A 17,306-nucleotide genomic window follows, 5' to 3' on the forward strand; every position below is an offset into this window, starting at 1 on the left:
TTGCAATAATCACTTGATATGAGTTGCTATCGTATCGATATAGAAATAAAGATGAAGGATAAATTAATGACATGTATAAAAATTGATAAGAGCAATTTTGAAAGTGAAGTGCTCGCTTCTTCCACCCCTGTTGTAGTTGATTTTTGGGCTGAATGGTGTGGCCCCTGCAAAATGATTGCTCCGATTTTAGATGAAATTTCAACAGAAATGCAAAACCAAGTCAAAATTGCCAAAGTAAATATTGATGAAAATCCCGAACTGGCTACTCAATATGGAGTGCGCTCAATTCCTACCTTATTAATGTTCAAAAATGGAAATGTCTCATCAAATATGGTTGGTGCAGCCTCTAAAGGACGCGTTTCCGAATGGATTAAAGATGGTCTTCGTTAAATTCACTCATGGTGATTTTTTTTATAAAGGAGAGAGGTTTCCTCTCCCTTTTGTTTGACTTTTTTAAGAATAATCTTGTTTTTGCAGAAAAGACATCTTGTCTGTTTATTCAGAACGTATTTAATAATCTTTAAAAGCTGTAAATTTTATTTTTGGTGCCCGCTCTGCTTCATAATTCAATGAAAAATGATTTTCTGCTAAAAAAACTGGATCACCCTCTAGATCATGAGCAATAGCAGATCGATGATTGGTGAGAAATTTTTGCAACTCATCTTTACTTTCTGCAGAAATCCAACGACATATACTAAAGCGCGCTGTTTCAAAGCTTACTGGTAAACAATATTCCATCTTCAGTCGCTCCATTAAAACATCAATTTGCAAAGCACCAATAACACCAATGAGAGCAGGCGATCCATCATCAGGAATAAATAATTGTACGACTCCTTCTTCAGCCATTTGTTGTAAAGCTTCTTTAAGTTTTTTTGCTTTCATCGGATCACCCAAACAAACACGACGCAAAATTTCTGGCGCAAAGCTAGGCATGCCTTTAAAGAAAATATCTTCTCCCTCTGTCAGTACATCACCAATACGCAAAGTTCCATGATTGGGAATACCGACTATATCACCAGCATAAGCTTGATCAGCAATTTGACGTGAACGAGCAAAGAAAAATTGCGGTGTTGAAAGTGTCATCGGCTTACCCGTTCTCACCAATTTTGTCTTCATGCCACGTTCAAGTGTCCCCGAACATACTCGAAAGAATGCAATCCGATCGCGATGATTGGGATCCATATTGGCTTGAATTTTAAAAATAAATCCTGTCATTTTAGGTTCAGTAGCTATGACATTGCGTTGATCTGCCACTTGATCGCGGGGACTGGGACCAAAATCAACTAGTGCATTAATCAAATCACGAACACCAAAGTTTCGCAAAGCCGAACCAAAATAAACTGGTGTCATATGTCCTTCACGGAAAGTTTGAAGATCAAAATTTTTGCAAGCATTGCGAGCAAGATTTACTCCTTCAATAAAAGATGCTCGTCGACTTTGGGGAAGTAAATTTGCAACCTCATCAGGTCCAGAAACTGCCTGTTGAATTACTTCATCGTCTTTTTGACGAAAACGATCATGGTGAATATCAAAAGTTCCCATAAAGTCCTTGCCAGCACCAATAGGCCATGTAATTGGTGCGGTATCAAGCGCGAGTTTTTCTTCAATTTCATCTAAAATTTCTAAAGGATCACACGCTTCACGATCCATTTTATTCACGAAAGTGACAATAGGGATATCCCGCATCCGGCACACTTCAAACAATTTCAGTGTTCTGGGTTCAATTCCGCGTGCACCGTCCAGTACCATGATCGCACTATCAACAGCCGTGAGAGTACGATATGTATCGTCTGCAAAATCCTCATGCCCTGGAGTATCTAACAGATTAAAGATATGATTTTCATATTCAAACGTCATCACTGATGTGACAACAGAAATACCACGATCACGCTCAATATGCATCCAATCAGAGCGGGTTTGAATACGGTCTTTTTTCGCCTTTACCTCACCAGCAAGCTGAATGGCACCACCAAACAATAAGAGTTTTTCTGTTAGTGTTGTTTTTCCTGCATCAGGGTGAGCAATAATAGCAAATGTGCGACGCCGCTTTACTTCTTGCGCTCTTTTTTCCATTATTCCTCCACAGATCGCGCAAGTGCTTCAGCAATAAGTATACGCATTTCATTAATCCCATACAGCGCAATAAATGACCCCAATCGTGGTCCTCGTTCTTGCCCTAAAAGAACTTCATACAACATTTGAAAAAAGACATTTGAAACACCTGGTCCCCCTTCAGGACTCTTTTTGCTATGATCTTGATAACGTTCTTTTAAGCGCGCAACATCAAGAAGTGCATTTTGAAGAGTGTTTCCATCAGCAGTTTCAGGTAAACTGGCTAATTTCGTATCGATATTCATCAATGTTGTGCGCTCACACTCATCAGGGATTCGAAATTTTTTGTTTGGCTTAACAAAAACATCAAAATATTTAATGGCAAATTTCACCAACTGATCAAGCTCTGGATGCGTTTGTGCATTTACACCTTCAGCATAGCGAGAAATAAAGCCCCAAAGAACTTGTTCATTTTCAGCATTTGAAGCACTTACCAAATTCAATAGCATGGCAAAAGATACTGGCAAATCAACCTGTGGAGGGCAACCATTATGGATATGCCATACAGGGTTGTTAAGCCGCTCTTGCCATTTCTGACGATTATATGCAGAAAGGTGCGTATAATATTCATCAACGACTTTTGGAATAACATCAAAATAAAGCCGTTTTGCTGTTTTTGGCTTTGAAAACATGTAAAGCCCTAAACTCTCTGTTGGTGCATAAGTTAACCACTCATCAATGGTTAAGCCATTTCCCTTGGACTTGGAAATTTTTTGCCCCTTATCGTCCAAAAAAAGCTCATAATTAAATCCTTCTGGTGGATTTCCACCAAGTACTTTGCAAATTTTAGAAGAAAGATTTGTGGAATCGATGAGATCTTTACCTGCCATTTCATAATCGACCCCTATCGCTTTCCAGCGCATTGCCCAATCCACCTTCCATTGACATTTGACTTTTCCTCCTGTCACTTCCGTCTCAATGGTTTCTCCTGTTTCAGGCTCAACATAAGTGACGGTACCTTTTTCAGCACTATAAGCAATAATTGGTACCTGTAATACTTTCCCAGAAAAAGGAGAAATAGGTAAAAAAGGTGAATAGCTAGCCCGCCGTTCTTCACCCAATGTTGGCAAGATAATTGCCATCACTTTATCATAACAAGCGAGTATTTTCATAAGTGCTTCATCAAAACGACCAGAACTATAATAATCAGTGGCGCTTGCAAATTCATAATCAAAACCAAAACGATCAAGAAAAGCACACAAACGTGCGTTATTTGCTGTTCCAAAGGAAGGATAACCATCCCCAAAAGGATCTGGTACGCGGCTAAGCGGTTGACCAAGATAACTTTCCATTTTTTCGCGATCAGGCACATTATCAGGAACTTTACGCAAACCATCCATATCATCAGAAAAACAAAGAAGTTTTGTTTTTACCTTGTTTTCAGTTAAAATATGGAACGCATGACGCACCATAGTTGTACGAGCAACTTCCCCAAAAGTTCCAATATGCGGCAAACCAGAAGGTCCATAGCCTGTTTCAAATATTATACTCTCTGGATAACCTGTTTTTTCGTATCGTTTGATAATCTTACGCGCTTCTTCAAATGGCCAAATTTTTGACTGAATAGCCGCATCTCTTACTTCAGGCGTAAGGCTAAGAGTACCACACTGATCACGCATCATCATCTTTATCCTACAAAATTAAATTTTTTTTGATTCTTGAATTTATTCGTCAATAATAGCAAGAAAAAAGCTTCATAACTCTTATTATATTCCTGTCATGATACAACATCTATCTGAGCTTTACCGACAACTTTTCCTATTTTTATAGGAACAAAAACTATGAAATATCATGAATTATAATTTATTTATTTTAGTGATTGGTGCTTTAATTGCCGTTTTTATAGATTTCCTTCATTATGCCTATCAACAAAAGGAAAGCTTCTTTATAGGTTTAAACAGAAATCATGTCTTTCGCTATGAACACCATAAATGTTACTCTCTGTATATTTTACCGAATGCATCATTACGAATATGCGCAATTTTCTTGCGTTTTTTTTAATAAACCAACAGCGTTCTTTTGATTGTAAGCACTCTGATTATCCTTAAAAATTATGAACTTATCAGAATAAAGCGACTTTTCACTTTCAATGTTTTATTAAAATAAATCAATAATCACTTATAATTTTTATGTTTAGATAAAAACAAAAAGTACATATTAAATGCACTCTACATAAAACGACGTTAATTTATCTATTAAGCAGTCCGTTTGATGATTCAATGTCGAAGATTTTATCTTTTAGTTTTTTATAAATATCGCACAACCTCACACCTATAAAAAACGGCTTTTACCCTTTTCGCGACTATAATTTTTCCCTGAGCAAAAATGATAAAATATACTTATTAATTAAAACAGAAATCTTAAAACCAGTAGTGATTATGATCACTTTCTTAGAGCAATTTTTAACAAAAGAGCACAAATAAAGATATTTTTTTACAAAGTGCAAGCAAAAGAAATTTGTGCGTTATCTATCTGAACGATTTGTGTTGTACAATAACATTTCTGATTTTAGCGCTTATTCTAGAACCTTATATCACACATGATCGTGGAGTAGTGACTTTGCACAAAGCAAAAAAATTGAAATCGTTATATACCTTTGAAAAGGCAATCAGTTTTTTTATTCGGATTATCACTATAACACTTAGCTTATTGGCACTTATTTTTACTTAGCGACACGCTTTTTTTCTAAGATTACATGTGTCTTTTATCTTCTATAGCGTGCCCTGCAAGCATTGCAAAAATCCCTTATATTTTTCTTCCAAACAAATATCTTTAAAAACACCAAATTCTTAAACGCACCATTATTTTGCTGGCATTGGAATTAATTTGTTAAACTCTAAAATTATTTTTTAACGTAACTTTTTTCCACACCTTATTAATTTTTCATGATCTCATGATCACGTGAAAATTGCTCATTTTAAGGCTTTTTTGTGCTCTCATTTTTATGCAAATTACAATTTCTGTCATTCTTATAAAGAATCAGCTTGCTCAAAAATTTTAAAAAATCCCTTTTACACTCGCTTTCTTGATGGATTCATAACCAACATGTTTTATGAATCTTGCTTGACATCTTGTAGACAAACAGGAGAAAATTTTTCGTGATAACAAGAGAAAATTTATAAATAATATTAAATGGTCATTTGTAGTTTCTTATCAGCCAAGATTAACGTTGCTCGTTATCAACTCCATATTCAAACTGCAAACGTTCAGATTTTCGTAAACGTTCTGAAGCAGATTTGAGCTGACCACACGCAGCTAAAATATCACGCCCGCGCGGTACTCGAATAGGTGAAGCATAACCCGCTTGATTCACCACGTCAGCAAAACGCTCAATTTGTTCCCAATCAGAACACTGATAATTACTCTTCGGCCACGGATTAAAAGGAATTAAGTTGATCTTAGCAGGAATACCTTTAAGTAACTGAACCAATCGTTTTGCATCATCTAAACTATCATTTACATCTTTCAGCATAACATACTCAAATGTAATCCGCCTAGCATTAGAAAGACTAGGATAATTACGGCAAGCATCCATTAACATAGCAAGCGGATATTTTTTATTAATCGGAACAAGCATATCTCGTAGCGCATCATGCACTGCATGAAGTGAAATTGCTAACATAACCCCAATTTCCTCTCCTGTTCGTACAATCCCAGGAACGATTCCACTCGTCGAAAGAGTAATGCGACGTTTTGACAAAGAAAGCCCATCTCCATCAGAAGCAATTAATAAAGCTTTTTTGACTGCTTCAAAATTATAAAGTGGCTCCCCCATCCCCATCATAACAATATTGGTAATTTTGCGTCCTTCAATTGGAACAATTGCACCGTCAGGGGTATCTTTATCAGGAAAATCACCTAAACAATCACGTGCAACCAATAATTGTGCTAAAATTTCTTCCGCTGTTAAATTGCGAACAAGTACTTGTGTTCCCGTATGGCAAAAAGAACAAGTTAATGTACACCCTACCTGAGATGAAAGACATAAAGTGCCACGCCCTTCTTCAGGAATATAGACCGTTTCAACTTCAACAGGCCTTCCAGCCCCACGTGCTGGAAAACGTAAGAGCCATTTACGCGTACCATCTTTTGATATTTGTTCTTCAACAATTTCTGGACGCGCAATGGAAAAATGGCTTTTAAGCATTTCTTGCATTGGCTTAGAAATATTCCGCATCTCATCAAAATTTGAAACACCCCGCACATAAAGCCAATGCCAAAGTTGACGCATACGCATACGCGCTTGGTGTTTTGGCACACCAATTTCTTTTAAAGCCTCCACCATTTCATTATGCGATAAACCAATTAAAGGTAGCTTAGATATCTCCTTCACTACAACATTGCTTGGTTTTAGTGTTGAACATGCACCAATTGATTTGAGGTCATATGAAATGGCCATTGATTTTATCACTATTTTAAAATTACAGGTGTTCTTAATGGCATTTTTGTGCTCGATTTAATGCAGCAGTTATCCCTTTCAAAGAATAAGTATAAGTAGTATGAGTTCCCCGTTTTGAGGTAGCTTTCACTGTCATGTTATTCCCAGAACGCATAGCAGAAACAAGCTGCTTTTCTAACGTTGGAGACTCCAACCAAGCTGATGAATCCTTCGTGAAAAAGTCAAAATCCTTATTTCCAATAGTTACAGTGACTCTTGATCCCTCCTTAAGCATATAACCAGCCATGAATTGTGGTTCAAAAGAAACAGGTGAATGAGAACGTTTAGTAACCAAAAAGAAATTATCACCATGATTAACCGTTGTTGGAAGCGACTCCAAAGGTACCGACAACACATAGCAAATTGTATTTTCCGGTGATTTATAAGAATAGGTTCCCCAAGCATAAAATTGATCCAAACGGCTCGGCGTTTGTGCCCATGCCATCTCAAGAGTAACCAAAACCATTACAAATGCAACAACAAACGTCTTTTCAAATATCTTCATTTAGCTCACTTCTTTATTCTCTAACAAAATTTTCACTGGCAAAGCTCCAACAAAAGCCTGCTTACCGCTTATGTAGCTATCCCAATCTTATCAAGAAATAAAATATTGTCACCCTCATCAGAACAAGTCTTTATGTTTAATTTTGACCCTTTAATTGTTACTAAAACATGAATTTTCTTACTCAATAGTTGGATTTTTTAAAAAACAATATTTTGATCTCACTTTATTAATTCCGCTTTTTGTATAAAAAATTATCCCTTTAAGCAATTGGATTTCAAAATAAATAAAGTATAATACATTACCAATCTGTTAAAAAGCAAACTACCTTGCCGTACCATAAACAATTTGATATAAAAATTTAGAGAAATATCTATCAAAGAACGCGTAAAATTTCATTCCCATTTAAAGATTATCAATCAATTGAATAGACACAACCTGTTTGTAGCAGTAAAAATCGTAAAACACCTTACTTTTCATTCAATGCTATTTGCCAGTATTTAAATACCTTTCTATATTACCGCACAATATTCTCAAACTATTTCAAAGTTATTTTGCAAAAAAGTACCAAACATTACTGGCATATTGGCTCTGAAATATTTTAAAAAACGTCTGCACCAACCAGTACATATAATTTTTAAATTTTCCTACTTTGGTAGATATGAATGCTCACCATTCTTATACGGAGAAAATTATTATATATTTTGATGCTTAAACATTCATTACAAAGAAATGCATCAAACACCCGATTGAGAAACAGAAATTTATGAATGAATAATCCAAGCAAAGATCTAAAATCGCGACAACGAGTGATTCTAGTATGAAAAATAAAAATAACTTAAAGGAAATCAGTAACTTGCTCTATCTTCAATTCTTTAAAGCAAGTACTCTTTTCAAGCGTAGATTATACCATTTTCTATTCCACTGTGAATTTAATGACCGCAATGCACACATATCATAATTTTTTAAGCTGCATTTGACGCTGAATTTTGAATCAGTAACGTATAAAGTACATTAGCATCATGTGTATTACGCAATTTCTGAACAACATCAGAATGACGCAAAACACGCGCAATCTGTGACAAAGCTTTTAAGTGATCTGCACCAGCATTTTCAGGTGCCAAAAGTAAAAAAACGAGATCAATCGGTTCATCATCGAGAGCTTCAAAATCAACTGGAATTTCAAGGCGAGCGAATATACCAATAATTTTATTAATATCAGGTAATTTTCCATGAGGAATAGCAATACCACCACCTAAACCCGTTGATCCTAATTTTTCACGTTGTAAAACAACATCAAAAATTACACGCTCATTAAGACCTGTTAGATCGGCTGCTTTTTCAGCTAAAATTTGCAAAACTTGTTTTTTCGAATTCGCTCTAAGAGCCGGAATAATTGCTTCCGGTGCAATTAACTCACTCAAATTCATACCTTCATTTTCCTTTTGCATACTCAAATGCTCATCCACAAACCAGTAAGTGGTATTGATTACCTTAACTTCACTGTATGTATATCCATTTTTCAATTCACAATAGATGACGATTCAATTCACCTTATATTACTACCAACTCAGCGATAAATAGTATTCAGCTTTTAATTAACAGAATGAAAAAAGGAAATGGAATTATTCACAAAATCTAAGTCCACTATAATATCAGTAATAGCCACTATTCATAAATTCATCGACCTTTCAGTCATAACAATTGGTATACAACTCTTCGTTAGATATTCCCTTTCAAGAATTGGTCTGCGTAATACGAAAAGCATACCTATATAAAAAAACAGTACTTTATTTTGATAATTACTGTGCAACTTAGAACACCAAACTACCATGACTCAAACAGTCTCTAATACATTTAATGGATATCTTAAAAATAGTCCGTAAATCTGGCTTAATATTTACGATAATGCAATAGTTTTTAAATTCATAATGTAATAAAAAGTAGTATGAACACATTTAACAGCTGTAATAAACCACGGAATATCAACAACAGTGTCATCTATATATTGTTTGATTTAATAGAGAGAACTATTTTCACTCTTCATATACCTTCCAGAAATACAGTTTTATTCACAATCTTATTTATTATTTATCATAAAGTGAATCTAGCGATACCTTTTCCATGATACAATTTAAAGAAAATCAAACTGCAAAAGCAATAAAACTACCTTATCTTGTGATGAAGCTTTTTTCTCATCATTCAGCAAAAGCTTAATTTAAAATTGTAGTCATAAAAGAAGTTTTGGCACAAATAAGGAATTTGTTAAAAATAACGCAATGAATGTAATGATCATAAAAAATCTGATTATATATCTGAGCTTACAAATATCCTTACTTTCCCTATTTTTCCAAAATAATCACAAACTTTACCCTGCACCAATAGAATTCCTTATCACACAATGGCAACGCATATCGACAACACCTATTTTGAGGATCAAAATAAAGTTCAATGAGAATTTGCAAAATGAGATTGGTTATTTACTATACAGAAGAATAATGTTTGTACTTACAAATATCAATCTGCTTAAATTTGAATGAAAATTCATAAAAGCTGTAAAATCAGAGAGAAAACTGATTTCCTAAATAAATTTTTCGCACATCAGCATTATTGATGATATCGTTAGGACAGCCATGAATTAACACTTGCCCTGCATGAATAATATAAGCACGGTCGACAAGGCCTAACGTCTCACGCACATTATGATCAGTTATCAAAACACCAATACCACGTTGAGTTAAATGACGAATAAGTTGTTGAATATCACAAATGGCAATAGGGTCAATTCCTGCAAACGGTTCATCAAGCAAAAGAAAATTGGGACGAGAAGCTAAAGCGCGCGCGATTTCAAGGCGCCGACGTTCCCCCCCTGACAAAGAAATAGCAGGTATTTTGCGTAAATGATCAATTTTAAATTCATGTAAAAGCGCATCTAATTCTTCACGTCGTTTATGTCGGTCTTTTTCGATTACCTCCAAAACAGCTTTAATATTATTTTCTACTGAAAGTCCGCGAAAAATAGAGGCTTCCTGCGGAAGATACCCAATACCTAAACGAGCACGCCGATACATCGGTAAATGGGTGATATCAAATCCATCAATTTTTATTGATCCCCCATCAGATTTAACAAGACCTGTAACCATATAAAAACAGGTCGTTTTACCAGCACCATTGGGACCTAAAATACCAACAGCTTCTCCCGTACGAATACCGAAAGAAACACCATTAACAACTTGTCTTTTTCGGTAAACTTTAATCAAATGATGCGCAATCAAAGTTCTTTTTAAAGGCTCTTTTAAAGCTTCATCTGCAAAATCACACCCAGCCGTCTGTTTTTTTCTCTTGATTCCAAACATAAAAATCTTAATGGTCGTTCTTTTGATTTTGTTTTAAAATGATTGAAACGCGACCTTTTTTTTCAGGCGTTTCACAGCCTTCAAGCAAAATTTTTCCAGTTTTCATATCTGCTATCAATTTGCACCCTGTTGCTACATTATCACCATCGATTAATACAACGTTATTACCTATCAAAGTCATCATATTTGATTTTACATCAAAAATACCTTTATCACCCGTAGCGATTTGCGTAGCTATTTTTATATAAACCTTTCCTAAAGCTTCCATCTTTTGAACACCCGTTGAACCGAACCTTATAGGTGATAATATTTTTGTATTGGCTTGATCCTTATCCGTTACTTTATGCGCCTTATCATAGTAAACAACTAATTTCGATGTTCGCAGGAGACGGTTTCCCTGAACCACTGATACATTACCATCAAAGAGAGCCATTCCCTCCTTATCGCGTATTTCTAAAGAATCTGCATAAAGTTCTACTGGCTCTTTTTTGTTTGAGAGATTAATTCCCAAATGCGCTTCTTCAGCATATCCATAAACTGCTCCAAGCCCTAATATTCCCATACTAAAAGCCAAATAACTAAAAGCCAAATATATGACTCTCCATTTTCCGTATGATGTTTTTGGCTTCATTTCACTCAACTCTTAATTCTTTTGTTCACACGTACATATAATTCTCTTTCATAAAGATCATCTAAGTTCGTATTAGTACTCTTTTATTGCTTATCAATGACTAAATGCACACCACCTTGAAAATACATGATTTGTTTTTTTTCCCGAATTTGCAAAGCATTTGCTACAAGATGCAAGCCCGCACTCTGAATATTGACACGTTTATTTGTACTTAATTGCCCATCAGATAAACTAATATCTGCTTCCATAAATTGTGCAACCATTCCATCATTTGTTGTAATCGTGAATGGTTTATCTAATTGTAAACGACCATTAATATTATCATAAATCCCCCCTTGCGCATCAAGGAAAACCCGTCCCTTTTTGCCCACAAACGCCTCAGCTGTAATATTTTGAAGTCCTACAATCCCAGAACGTGTATAATCTTGAAATGCCTTTTCCGCTTTGATCCAATAAGGTTCATGAGAACTTGTATAGCCTTCTAATTTTGGATTAAGCATTGTCAATTTCATTATCCCATCTTCTTCATTATTCAAGATCACAGGATCAGAAATATCTGGAGCAAAAAAAAACGTAAACCAGCAAAAAACCAATGCCGTAGCAAATGCTAAGAGAGGTAAAAAAACCTTTAATATGCTAATGCGGCGTGAATGACGATACGTTTTTTTTAAAATATCACCAAAAGATGATTTTGTTGAAAAGACTTCACAATGATTGTGTGTGACCATAACTACCCTAATATTTTAAATATTTCATGCTTCTCAATCTGTATAGCCTCTATAAAGGGTATTTTCAAATTTTGTTTGTTGCAATTTGTTTTTTCTTGGTTTTATTTTTCTTGCACTCGTTTATATATGTAATGTGTGGACATAAAGTGCACAATTGCAAAAAATCTTTTTTGTATGAAAGAGAGGTCATTTTGGTTAAATCAGAACTTGTACAAATCATTGCTCGGCATAACCCACACCTTTTTCAACGTGATGTGGAAAATATCGTCAATGCTATTTTTGAAGAAATTTCAGCAGCACTCGCTAACGGAAATCGCGTTGAACTTCGTGGTTTTGGAGCTTTTTCTGTCAAAAGCCGCTCAGCACGTAACGGTCGTAATCCACGAACAGGTGAAGCTGTTGCCGTCGAAGAAAAATGGATTCCTTTTTTCAAAACTGGCAAAGACTTGCGTGATAGACTTAATCAATGAGTAAACTTATGACTGCCAAACGTATCCTTTTAGCAATCATTTTGGTGCCCCCCACAGTTCTTTTGATTGCCTTTATCATAGCTAACCGTCAAATAGTTACTTTAACGCTTGATCCTTTTCGAACAAACTCTGAAAGTTTTACTTATCAAGCTCCTTTGTTTATATGGCTTTTTATTTTTTTCGGTCTAGGTATTCTCTTAGGAAGCGTAATCAATTGGTTTGCATGCCATAAATGCAGAAAAGCTCTTAAAGAAAGCAAAGCCGAGCTCGAAAAATTAAAAATATCTATCGCTGATATGATATAATAATGGCGTTTGAGTGGCATCTTGCCTTTAATTGTGTTTTAATCAATATTAAAAGTAATTTTTCTCTCATTTATACATATTTTAATCGATTTCAAATTTTTGTATTATTACGAAAATTTAATCGCCTTTTAATGTAAATTTTTAATGACTGTATAATGAAACTGAATATGCCTGCACAATGCTTTCAACCACGCCACAGCGATATGTATCCGCAGGAAAAATTGCCTCTTATTTTAGAAACAGGTGTGAGTGCAGATTATGCTCTCATAGACTCTGGTAATGGGAAAAAGTTGGAACGTTATGGAGCTTACCGTATTATTCGACCAGAAGGTCAAGCACTATGGAAACCAGCTTTATCACAAAAACATTGGGCTAACGTTGATGCCGTTTTCACAGGCAACCGAGATGAAGAAGGTGTTGGTCGTTGGTATTTTCCTAAAAAGCAACTTAGTGAAACGTGGCCTCTTTCTTGGAACGGACTATCCTTTCTAGGTCGTTTCACTTCTTTTCGTCATGTAGGTGTTTTTCCTGAACAAGATGCGCATTGGCGCTCAATGGAAGAGCAAATTGTTAAAACCACACGTCCAGTCAAATTATTAAATCTTTTTGGTTACACAGGTATTGCCTCTTTGATTGGAGCACGCGCAGGTGCAAATGTTACTCACGTTGATGCTTCTAAAAAAGCTATTGCTTGGGCAAAAATCAATCAAGAAATAGCTGGATTATCAAATCGCTCTATTCGCTGGATTTGCGATGATGCAGTAAAATTTGTCGAACGCGAATTGCGCCGTCAAAAAAGCTATGATATAATTCTTCTTGATCCTCCTGCATATGGGCGGGGACCTCATGGTGAAGTTTGGCAACTTTTTGATCATTTACCAGCAATGATCACGAATTGTCGCAAGCTTTTATCCGACAAGCCTCTCGCTATTATACTCACAGCTTATTCTATTCGTGCCTCCTTTTACACACTTCATACTCTGATGCGTGATGAATTTATAAATTTTGGTGGCACAGTTGAATCAGGAGAACTAATCTTGCGCGAAGAAACTGCTGGACGCGCCCTTTCTACTTCTCTTTTTAGCCGTTGGACTGCCTGAATATGTGTATACCAAAAATCGGTAAGGTCAAAGAAATCACCTCCCTTAGTAACCCCATTATTAAAGATCTTAAAGCACTCAGCCAAAAGAAAAATCGAAATAGAGAAGGTCTTTTTATGGCAGAAGGACTTAAATTGGTGATTGATGCCTTAAATCTGGGTTGGACGATACAAACACTTATTTTTTCCAAAAGCAAAATTGGTAATGCTGCTATCGAAAACACCGCTGCACGCACTGTAGCCAATGGTGGTTTCGTCATTAAAGCCTCACAAAAAGTCATGGAATCTATCACTCGTCGCGATAACCCACAAACAGTTATTGGTATTTTCAAGCAACAATGGCACTCATTTGAAATGATAAAAGAACGGATAGAAGATGTTTATATCGCGCTTGATCGGGTGCGTGATCCAGGAAATCTTGGTACTATTATCCGTACTGCTGATGCCGTTGGAGCTAAAGGTGTTATTTTAATCGGTGAAACAACAGATCCTTTCTCACCTGAAGCAGTACGTGCAACAATGGGATCAATTTTTTCCATACCACTTTATCGTTTTGATGAAAGCGCCTTTTTAGACTGGTCTGCACACTTTAAAGGTACGATCATTGGGACGCATCTCAAAGGAGCTGTCGATTATCGTAAAATCGATTTCAAAAATGGTCCTATTATACTATTAATGGGCAATGAAAAACAAGGTTTACCAGACATTCTTGCAAATCGCTGTGATAAACTCGCACGCATCCCTCAAAGTGGGCGTGCTGATTCGCTTAATCTGGCAGTAGCAACAGCGATTATGCTTTATGAAATTCGCCGCTCTTATCTAACACTAGAAGCATGTGATGACGGAATATGACACACAAATCATTCTCTTTTTTTCTTCTTGGTTTAATTTTTATAGTAGGGATTGATCAAACAGCTAAATATTGGGTGATGCATAATATATTTCTAGAAACAGAGATCCCGCTTCTCCCCTTCCTTTCCCTCTATCACGTGCATAATTCTGGTATTGCATTTTCGTTTTTTTCTTCCTTTTCTCACTGGGGACTCATTGCCCTCACACTTATCATTATTTTTTTTCTTTTATGTCTGTGGAACAACACTAAAGATAGCAGATATTTATCGCGCTTTGGTCTCACCCTTATCATTGGCGGAGCAATCGGCAATCTTATCGATCGTATCCGTTTTCACTATGTTATTGATTTTATACTATTTTATATTGATGATATCTTTTATTTTGCTATTTTCAATCTTGCAGATACTTTTATCACCTTCGGTGTTATTGCTCTTCTTATTGAAGAGATACTTATCTGGATTAAAGAAAAACGTCATTCAAATCGTACATCTTCTAAATAAGTACCTGTTGATTCGCCTTAGATATTCGCACTTCATATAAACATATTTCATACCCATTTTTTTAGAGATTCTTTCTTTACATTTTTCGTAATAATTTTTGTTTAGAAAACAGCATTTCTTCAATTCTCTTAATTCTCAGCATCACTTTTAAAGGTGCTACAGTTATTATGGTGGAATGTTTCTCTACTCATTTTTTTCTCAATTTCATTCTTACCCTTGCCTCAACTTCATTTTTATCCTTCTTTGTGTGTTTTTTTACTTACACGTTAAAAGGAGAGCAAATTTTGCATTTTAATTCTTTATTTCGCACAAATTTTTTCTAAAATAGCTTAACATTTTTGATAAAAATGAATTCTTTCGTTACCAATTTGTAAGCTTTTCTCTTAACAAAAGTCTCTTGTAATTTTTTAATAAATCCCCATAATAAAGAAAAGTATCTGTCAGTCATCGGTACTTTAAGCTGATTTGTATTTGCCAAATAAAAGCTTTCTGTATAAAGATGCAGATCCCTTTTAATCCAATAGCTGACAGAACATATACTAAAGGATTTTATATTATGGCTGATTTTAAAAATTTACGTTCGGCATCTGTTTCTCATGCTGATGCATCAGTTGACCAAGGACTGCGCAGCTATATGCTGGGCGTCTATAATACAATGGCCATTGGTTTGCTTATTACAGCTGCTGCCGCTTATGTAGTTGCGTCATTAGCAACAACAACAGATATGAGCCAAGCAGTCGCTCAAATCAGCAACAGTGTTTACTTAACTTCATTCGGAGTAACATTTTACACATCGCCATTCTCCTATGTCGTTATGTTTGCACCGCTTGTAGCGGTATTATTCCTCAGTTTCAAAATTAATACACTGAGTACAAGTGCAGCTCGCAGTCTCTTTTTTGGTTATGCAACCCTCGTCGGACTTTCGCTGTCCTCGATCATTTTGCGTTATACAACAGAAAGTATTGTGCAAACATTTGTCATTACCTCTGCAGCTTTTGGTGCTCTATCACTTTATGGTTATACGACAAAGCGCGATCTCACAGCTATGGGATCATTCCTTTTCATCGGTTTGATTGGTTTGATGTTTTCTATGATTGTTAATATCTTTCTTGGGTCAAGCGCTTTACAATTTGCTATCTCAATAATCGGTGTTCTTGTTTTTGCTGGTCTGACAGCTTACAACACACAGAATATAAAATTGATGTATTATGAAGGAGACGCAAATGACACTCGGGGTCGTAAGATTATTATGGGTGCATTGAATCTTTATCTTGATTTTATCAATATGTTTGTCTTTTTGTTACAATTTCTTGGCTCAAACCGTGATTGATTGCAACAATCATCGTTTAATTTTAAAACCTTGTTTCCCTCAAGAAACAAGGTTTTTTTATTTTTTAACGCAAGCGTCTCTCTTTTACCCTTTTGGCACACTATATATACTAGATGATCAAGAAACCCTATAAGCAAAAATTTCCTTGGTTAACTGCATTTATCCAGAAAAAAATCCAAAGCCCTCTTTTAAATGCCATACACAAACGTTCCAATCATCAAACAAACATAATCAACCAAAACAATAATTATGATCTTACTGTCGCTTCCTATAATGTCCACAAATGCATAGGTGTTGATAAAATTTTTAATCCTACGCGTATTGTACGTGTTATTACTGAGCTGCAAGTTGATATTCTTGCCATTCAAGAAGCAGACAAGCGTTTTGGTGAACGTGTTGGTTTAATTGATCTTCAATTATTAAAAGCAGAAACGGGTTTAATTCCAATTCCTCTGAATACTATGTCTCCTCATGGTCATGGTTGGCATGGTAACGCTCTTTTTTTGCGGCAAGGACATGTACATGATATATTACAAATTACTCTTCCTGGTATCGAGCCACGTGGCGCAGTGATTGTAGAGTTGAAAATGAAAACTGGCCTTATTCGTGTTGTTGCCACCCATTTTGGTTTATTACGCCATTCTCGTAATCAGCAAATAAAAATGCTTCTTGCGCTTTTACAAAAACGTCCCCTTATGCCCACACTACTTATTGGGGATTTTAATGAATGGCGGAGAGGAAAAGGCTCATCTTTAAATCATTTGTCTCCCTATTTTGATAAAACTCTTGGAACTGTACCAAGCTTCCCCTCTCGCTTCCCCTTTCTTGCTCTTGATAGAATTTTTGCTTTTCCCCATCAGTTGGTAACAAATATCGAAAATCATCATTCACCACTTGCACGCATTGCATCAGACCATTTACCTATTAAAGCTTATCTTGACCTTGCCAATGCAATGACTATTCTTAAAAAAAATAATTGAAAC

General features: G+C 35.7%; 16 protein-coding genes. 8 read left to right on the top strand and 8 right to left on the bottom strand.

Annotation, left to right across the window (positions count from 1 at the left end):
- Positions 1-66 precede the first annotated feature (66 nt).
- On the top strand, positions 67-390 hold the full coding sequence (trxA, locus tag V5N67_RS01080) for a thioredoxin (protein WP_332059926.1): 324 nt from the start codon (positions 67-69) through the stop codon (positions 388-390).
- A 120-nt stretch (positions 391-510) separates the two neighbouring features.
- On the opposite strand, the gene V5N67_RS01085 is transcribed toward trxA, so the two are convergent.
- The 8 genes from V5N67_RS01085 to lptC form a co-directional block, all read right to left on the bottom strand.
- On the bottom strand, positions 511-2,073 hold the full coding sequence (locus V5N67_RS01085; protein ID WP_332059927.1) for a peptide chain release factor 3: 1,563 nt from the start codon (positions 2,071-2,073) through the stop codon (positions 511-513).
- Positions 2,073-3,734, bottom strand: a complete 1,662-nt coding sequence (locus V5N67_RS01090; RefSeq protein WP_332060293.1) for a lysine--tRNA ligase — start codon at positions 3,732-3,734, stop codon at positions 2,073-2,075. The genes V5N67_RS01085 and V5N67_RS01090 overlap by 1 nt, the downstream gene beginning before the upstream one ends.
- 1,541 nt (positions 3,735-5,275) lie before the next feature.
- Positions 5,276-6,511 carry a dual-specificity RNA methyltransferase RlmN gene (rlmN, locus tag V5N67_RS01095; RefSeq protein ID WP_332059929.1) on the bottom strand — a complete coding sequence of 412 codons (1,236 nt, stop codon included), beginning with the start codon at positions 6,509-6,511 and terminating at the stop codon, positions 5,276-5,278.
- 34 nt (positions 6,512-6,545) lie between these two features.
- The gene (locus V5N67_RS01100; protein ID WP_332059930.1) at positions 6,546-7,055 is read right to left on the bottom strand and encodes an invasion associated locus B family protein; all 510 of its coding nucleotides are present in this window, start codon (positions 7,053-7,055) and stop codon (positions 6,546-6,548) included.
- 962 nt (positions 7,056-8,017) lie between these two features.
- On the bottom strand, positions 8,018-8,482 hold the full coding sequence (ptsN, locus tag V5N67_RS01105; RefSeq protein WP_332059932.1) for a PTS IIA-like nitrogen regulatory protein PtsN: 465 nt from the start codon (positions 8,480-8,482) through the stop codon (positions 8,018-8,020).
- A 1,131-nt stretch (positions 8,483-9,613) separates the two neighbouring features.
- The gene (gene lptB, locus V5N67_RS01110) at positions 9,614-10,408 is read right to left on the bottom strand and encodes an LPS export ABC transporter ATP-binding protein (RefSeq protein WP_332059934.1); all 795 of its coding nucleotides are present in this window, start codon (positions 10,406-10,408) and stop codon (positions 9,614-9,616) included.
- Between the two features lie 7 nt (positions 10,409-10,415).
- Entirely contained in the window at positions 10,416-11,039 is a 624-nt protein-coding gene (locus V5N67_RS01115) for an LptA/OstA family protein (RefSeq protein ID WP_332059935.1), read from the bottom strand.
- Between the two features lie 83 nt (positions 11,040-11,122).
- Positions 11,123-11,767: an LPS export ABC transporter periplasmic protein LptC gene (gene lptC / locus V5N67_RS01120; protein WP_332059937.1), complete on the bottom strand. Its 645-nt coding sequence runs from the start codon at positions 11,765-11,767 to the stop codon at positions 11,123-11,125.
- Between the two features lie 191 nt (positions 11,768-11,958).
- Between lptC and ihfB the strand changes: the two genes are divergently transcribed.
- The 7 genes from ihfB (at position 11,959) to V5N67_RS01155 (ending at position 17,303) form a co-directional block, all read left to right on the top strand.
- Entirely contained in the window at positions 11,959-12,237 is a 279-nt protein-coding gene (gene ihfB, locus V5N67_RS01125; RefSeq protein WP_220716602.1) for an integration host factor subunit beta, read from the top strand.
- A gap of 8 nt (positions 12,238-12,245) precedes the next feature.
- Positions 12,246-12,542 (top strand): LapA family protein, encoded by a 297-nt coding sequence (locus tag V5N67_RS01130; protein ID WP_332059940.1) that lies wholly within the window; start codon positions 12,246-12,248, stop codon positions 12,540-12,542.
- A gap of 167 nt (positions 12,543-12,709) precedes the next feature.
- On the top strand, positions 12,710-13,642 hold the full coding sequence (locus V5N67_RS01135; protein WP_332059941.1) for a class I SAM-dependent methyltransferase: 933 nt from the start codon (positions 12,710-12,712) through the stop codon (positions 13,640-13,642).
- A gap of 2 nt (positions 13,643-13,644) precedes the next feature.
- Entirely contained in the window at positions 13,645-14,493 is an 849-nt protein-coding gene (locus V5N67_RS01140) for a TrmH family RNA methyltransferase (protein WP_332059943.1), read from the top strand.
- Entirely contained in the window at positions 14,490-14,993 is a 504-nt protein-coding gene (lspA, locus tag V5N67_RS01145) for a signal peptidase II (RefSeq protein ID WP_332059944.1), read from the top strand. The genes V5N67_RS01140 and lspA overlap by 4 nt, the downstream gene beginning before the upstream one ends.
- 556 nt (positions 14,994-15,549) lie before the next feature.
- Entirely contained in the window at positions 15,550-16,323 is a 774-nt protein-coding gene (locus tag V5N67_RS01150) for a Bax inhibitor-1/YccA family protein (RefSeq protein ID WP_332059945.1), read from the top strand.
- Positions 16,324-16,436: 113 nt separating this feature from the next.
- On the top strand, positions 16,437-17,303 hold the full coding sequence (locus V5N67_RS01155) for an endonuclease/exonuclease/phosphatase family protein (protein ID WP_332059946.1): 867 nt from the start codon (positions 16,437-16,439) through the stop codon (positions 17,301-17,303).
- Positions 17,304-17,306 lie beyond the last annotated feature (3 nt).

It is taken from the genome of Bartonella rhinolophi, assembly GCF_036576165.1.
GTDB lineage: Bacteria > Pseudomonadota > Alphaproteobacteria > Rhizobiales > Rhizobiaceae > Bartonella.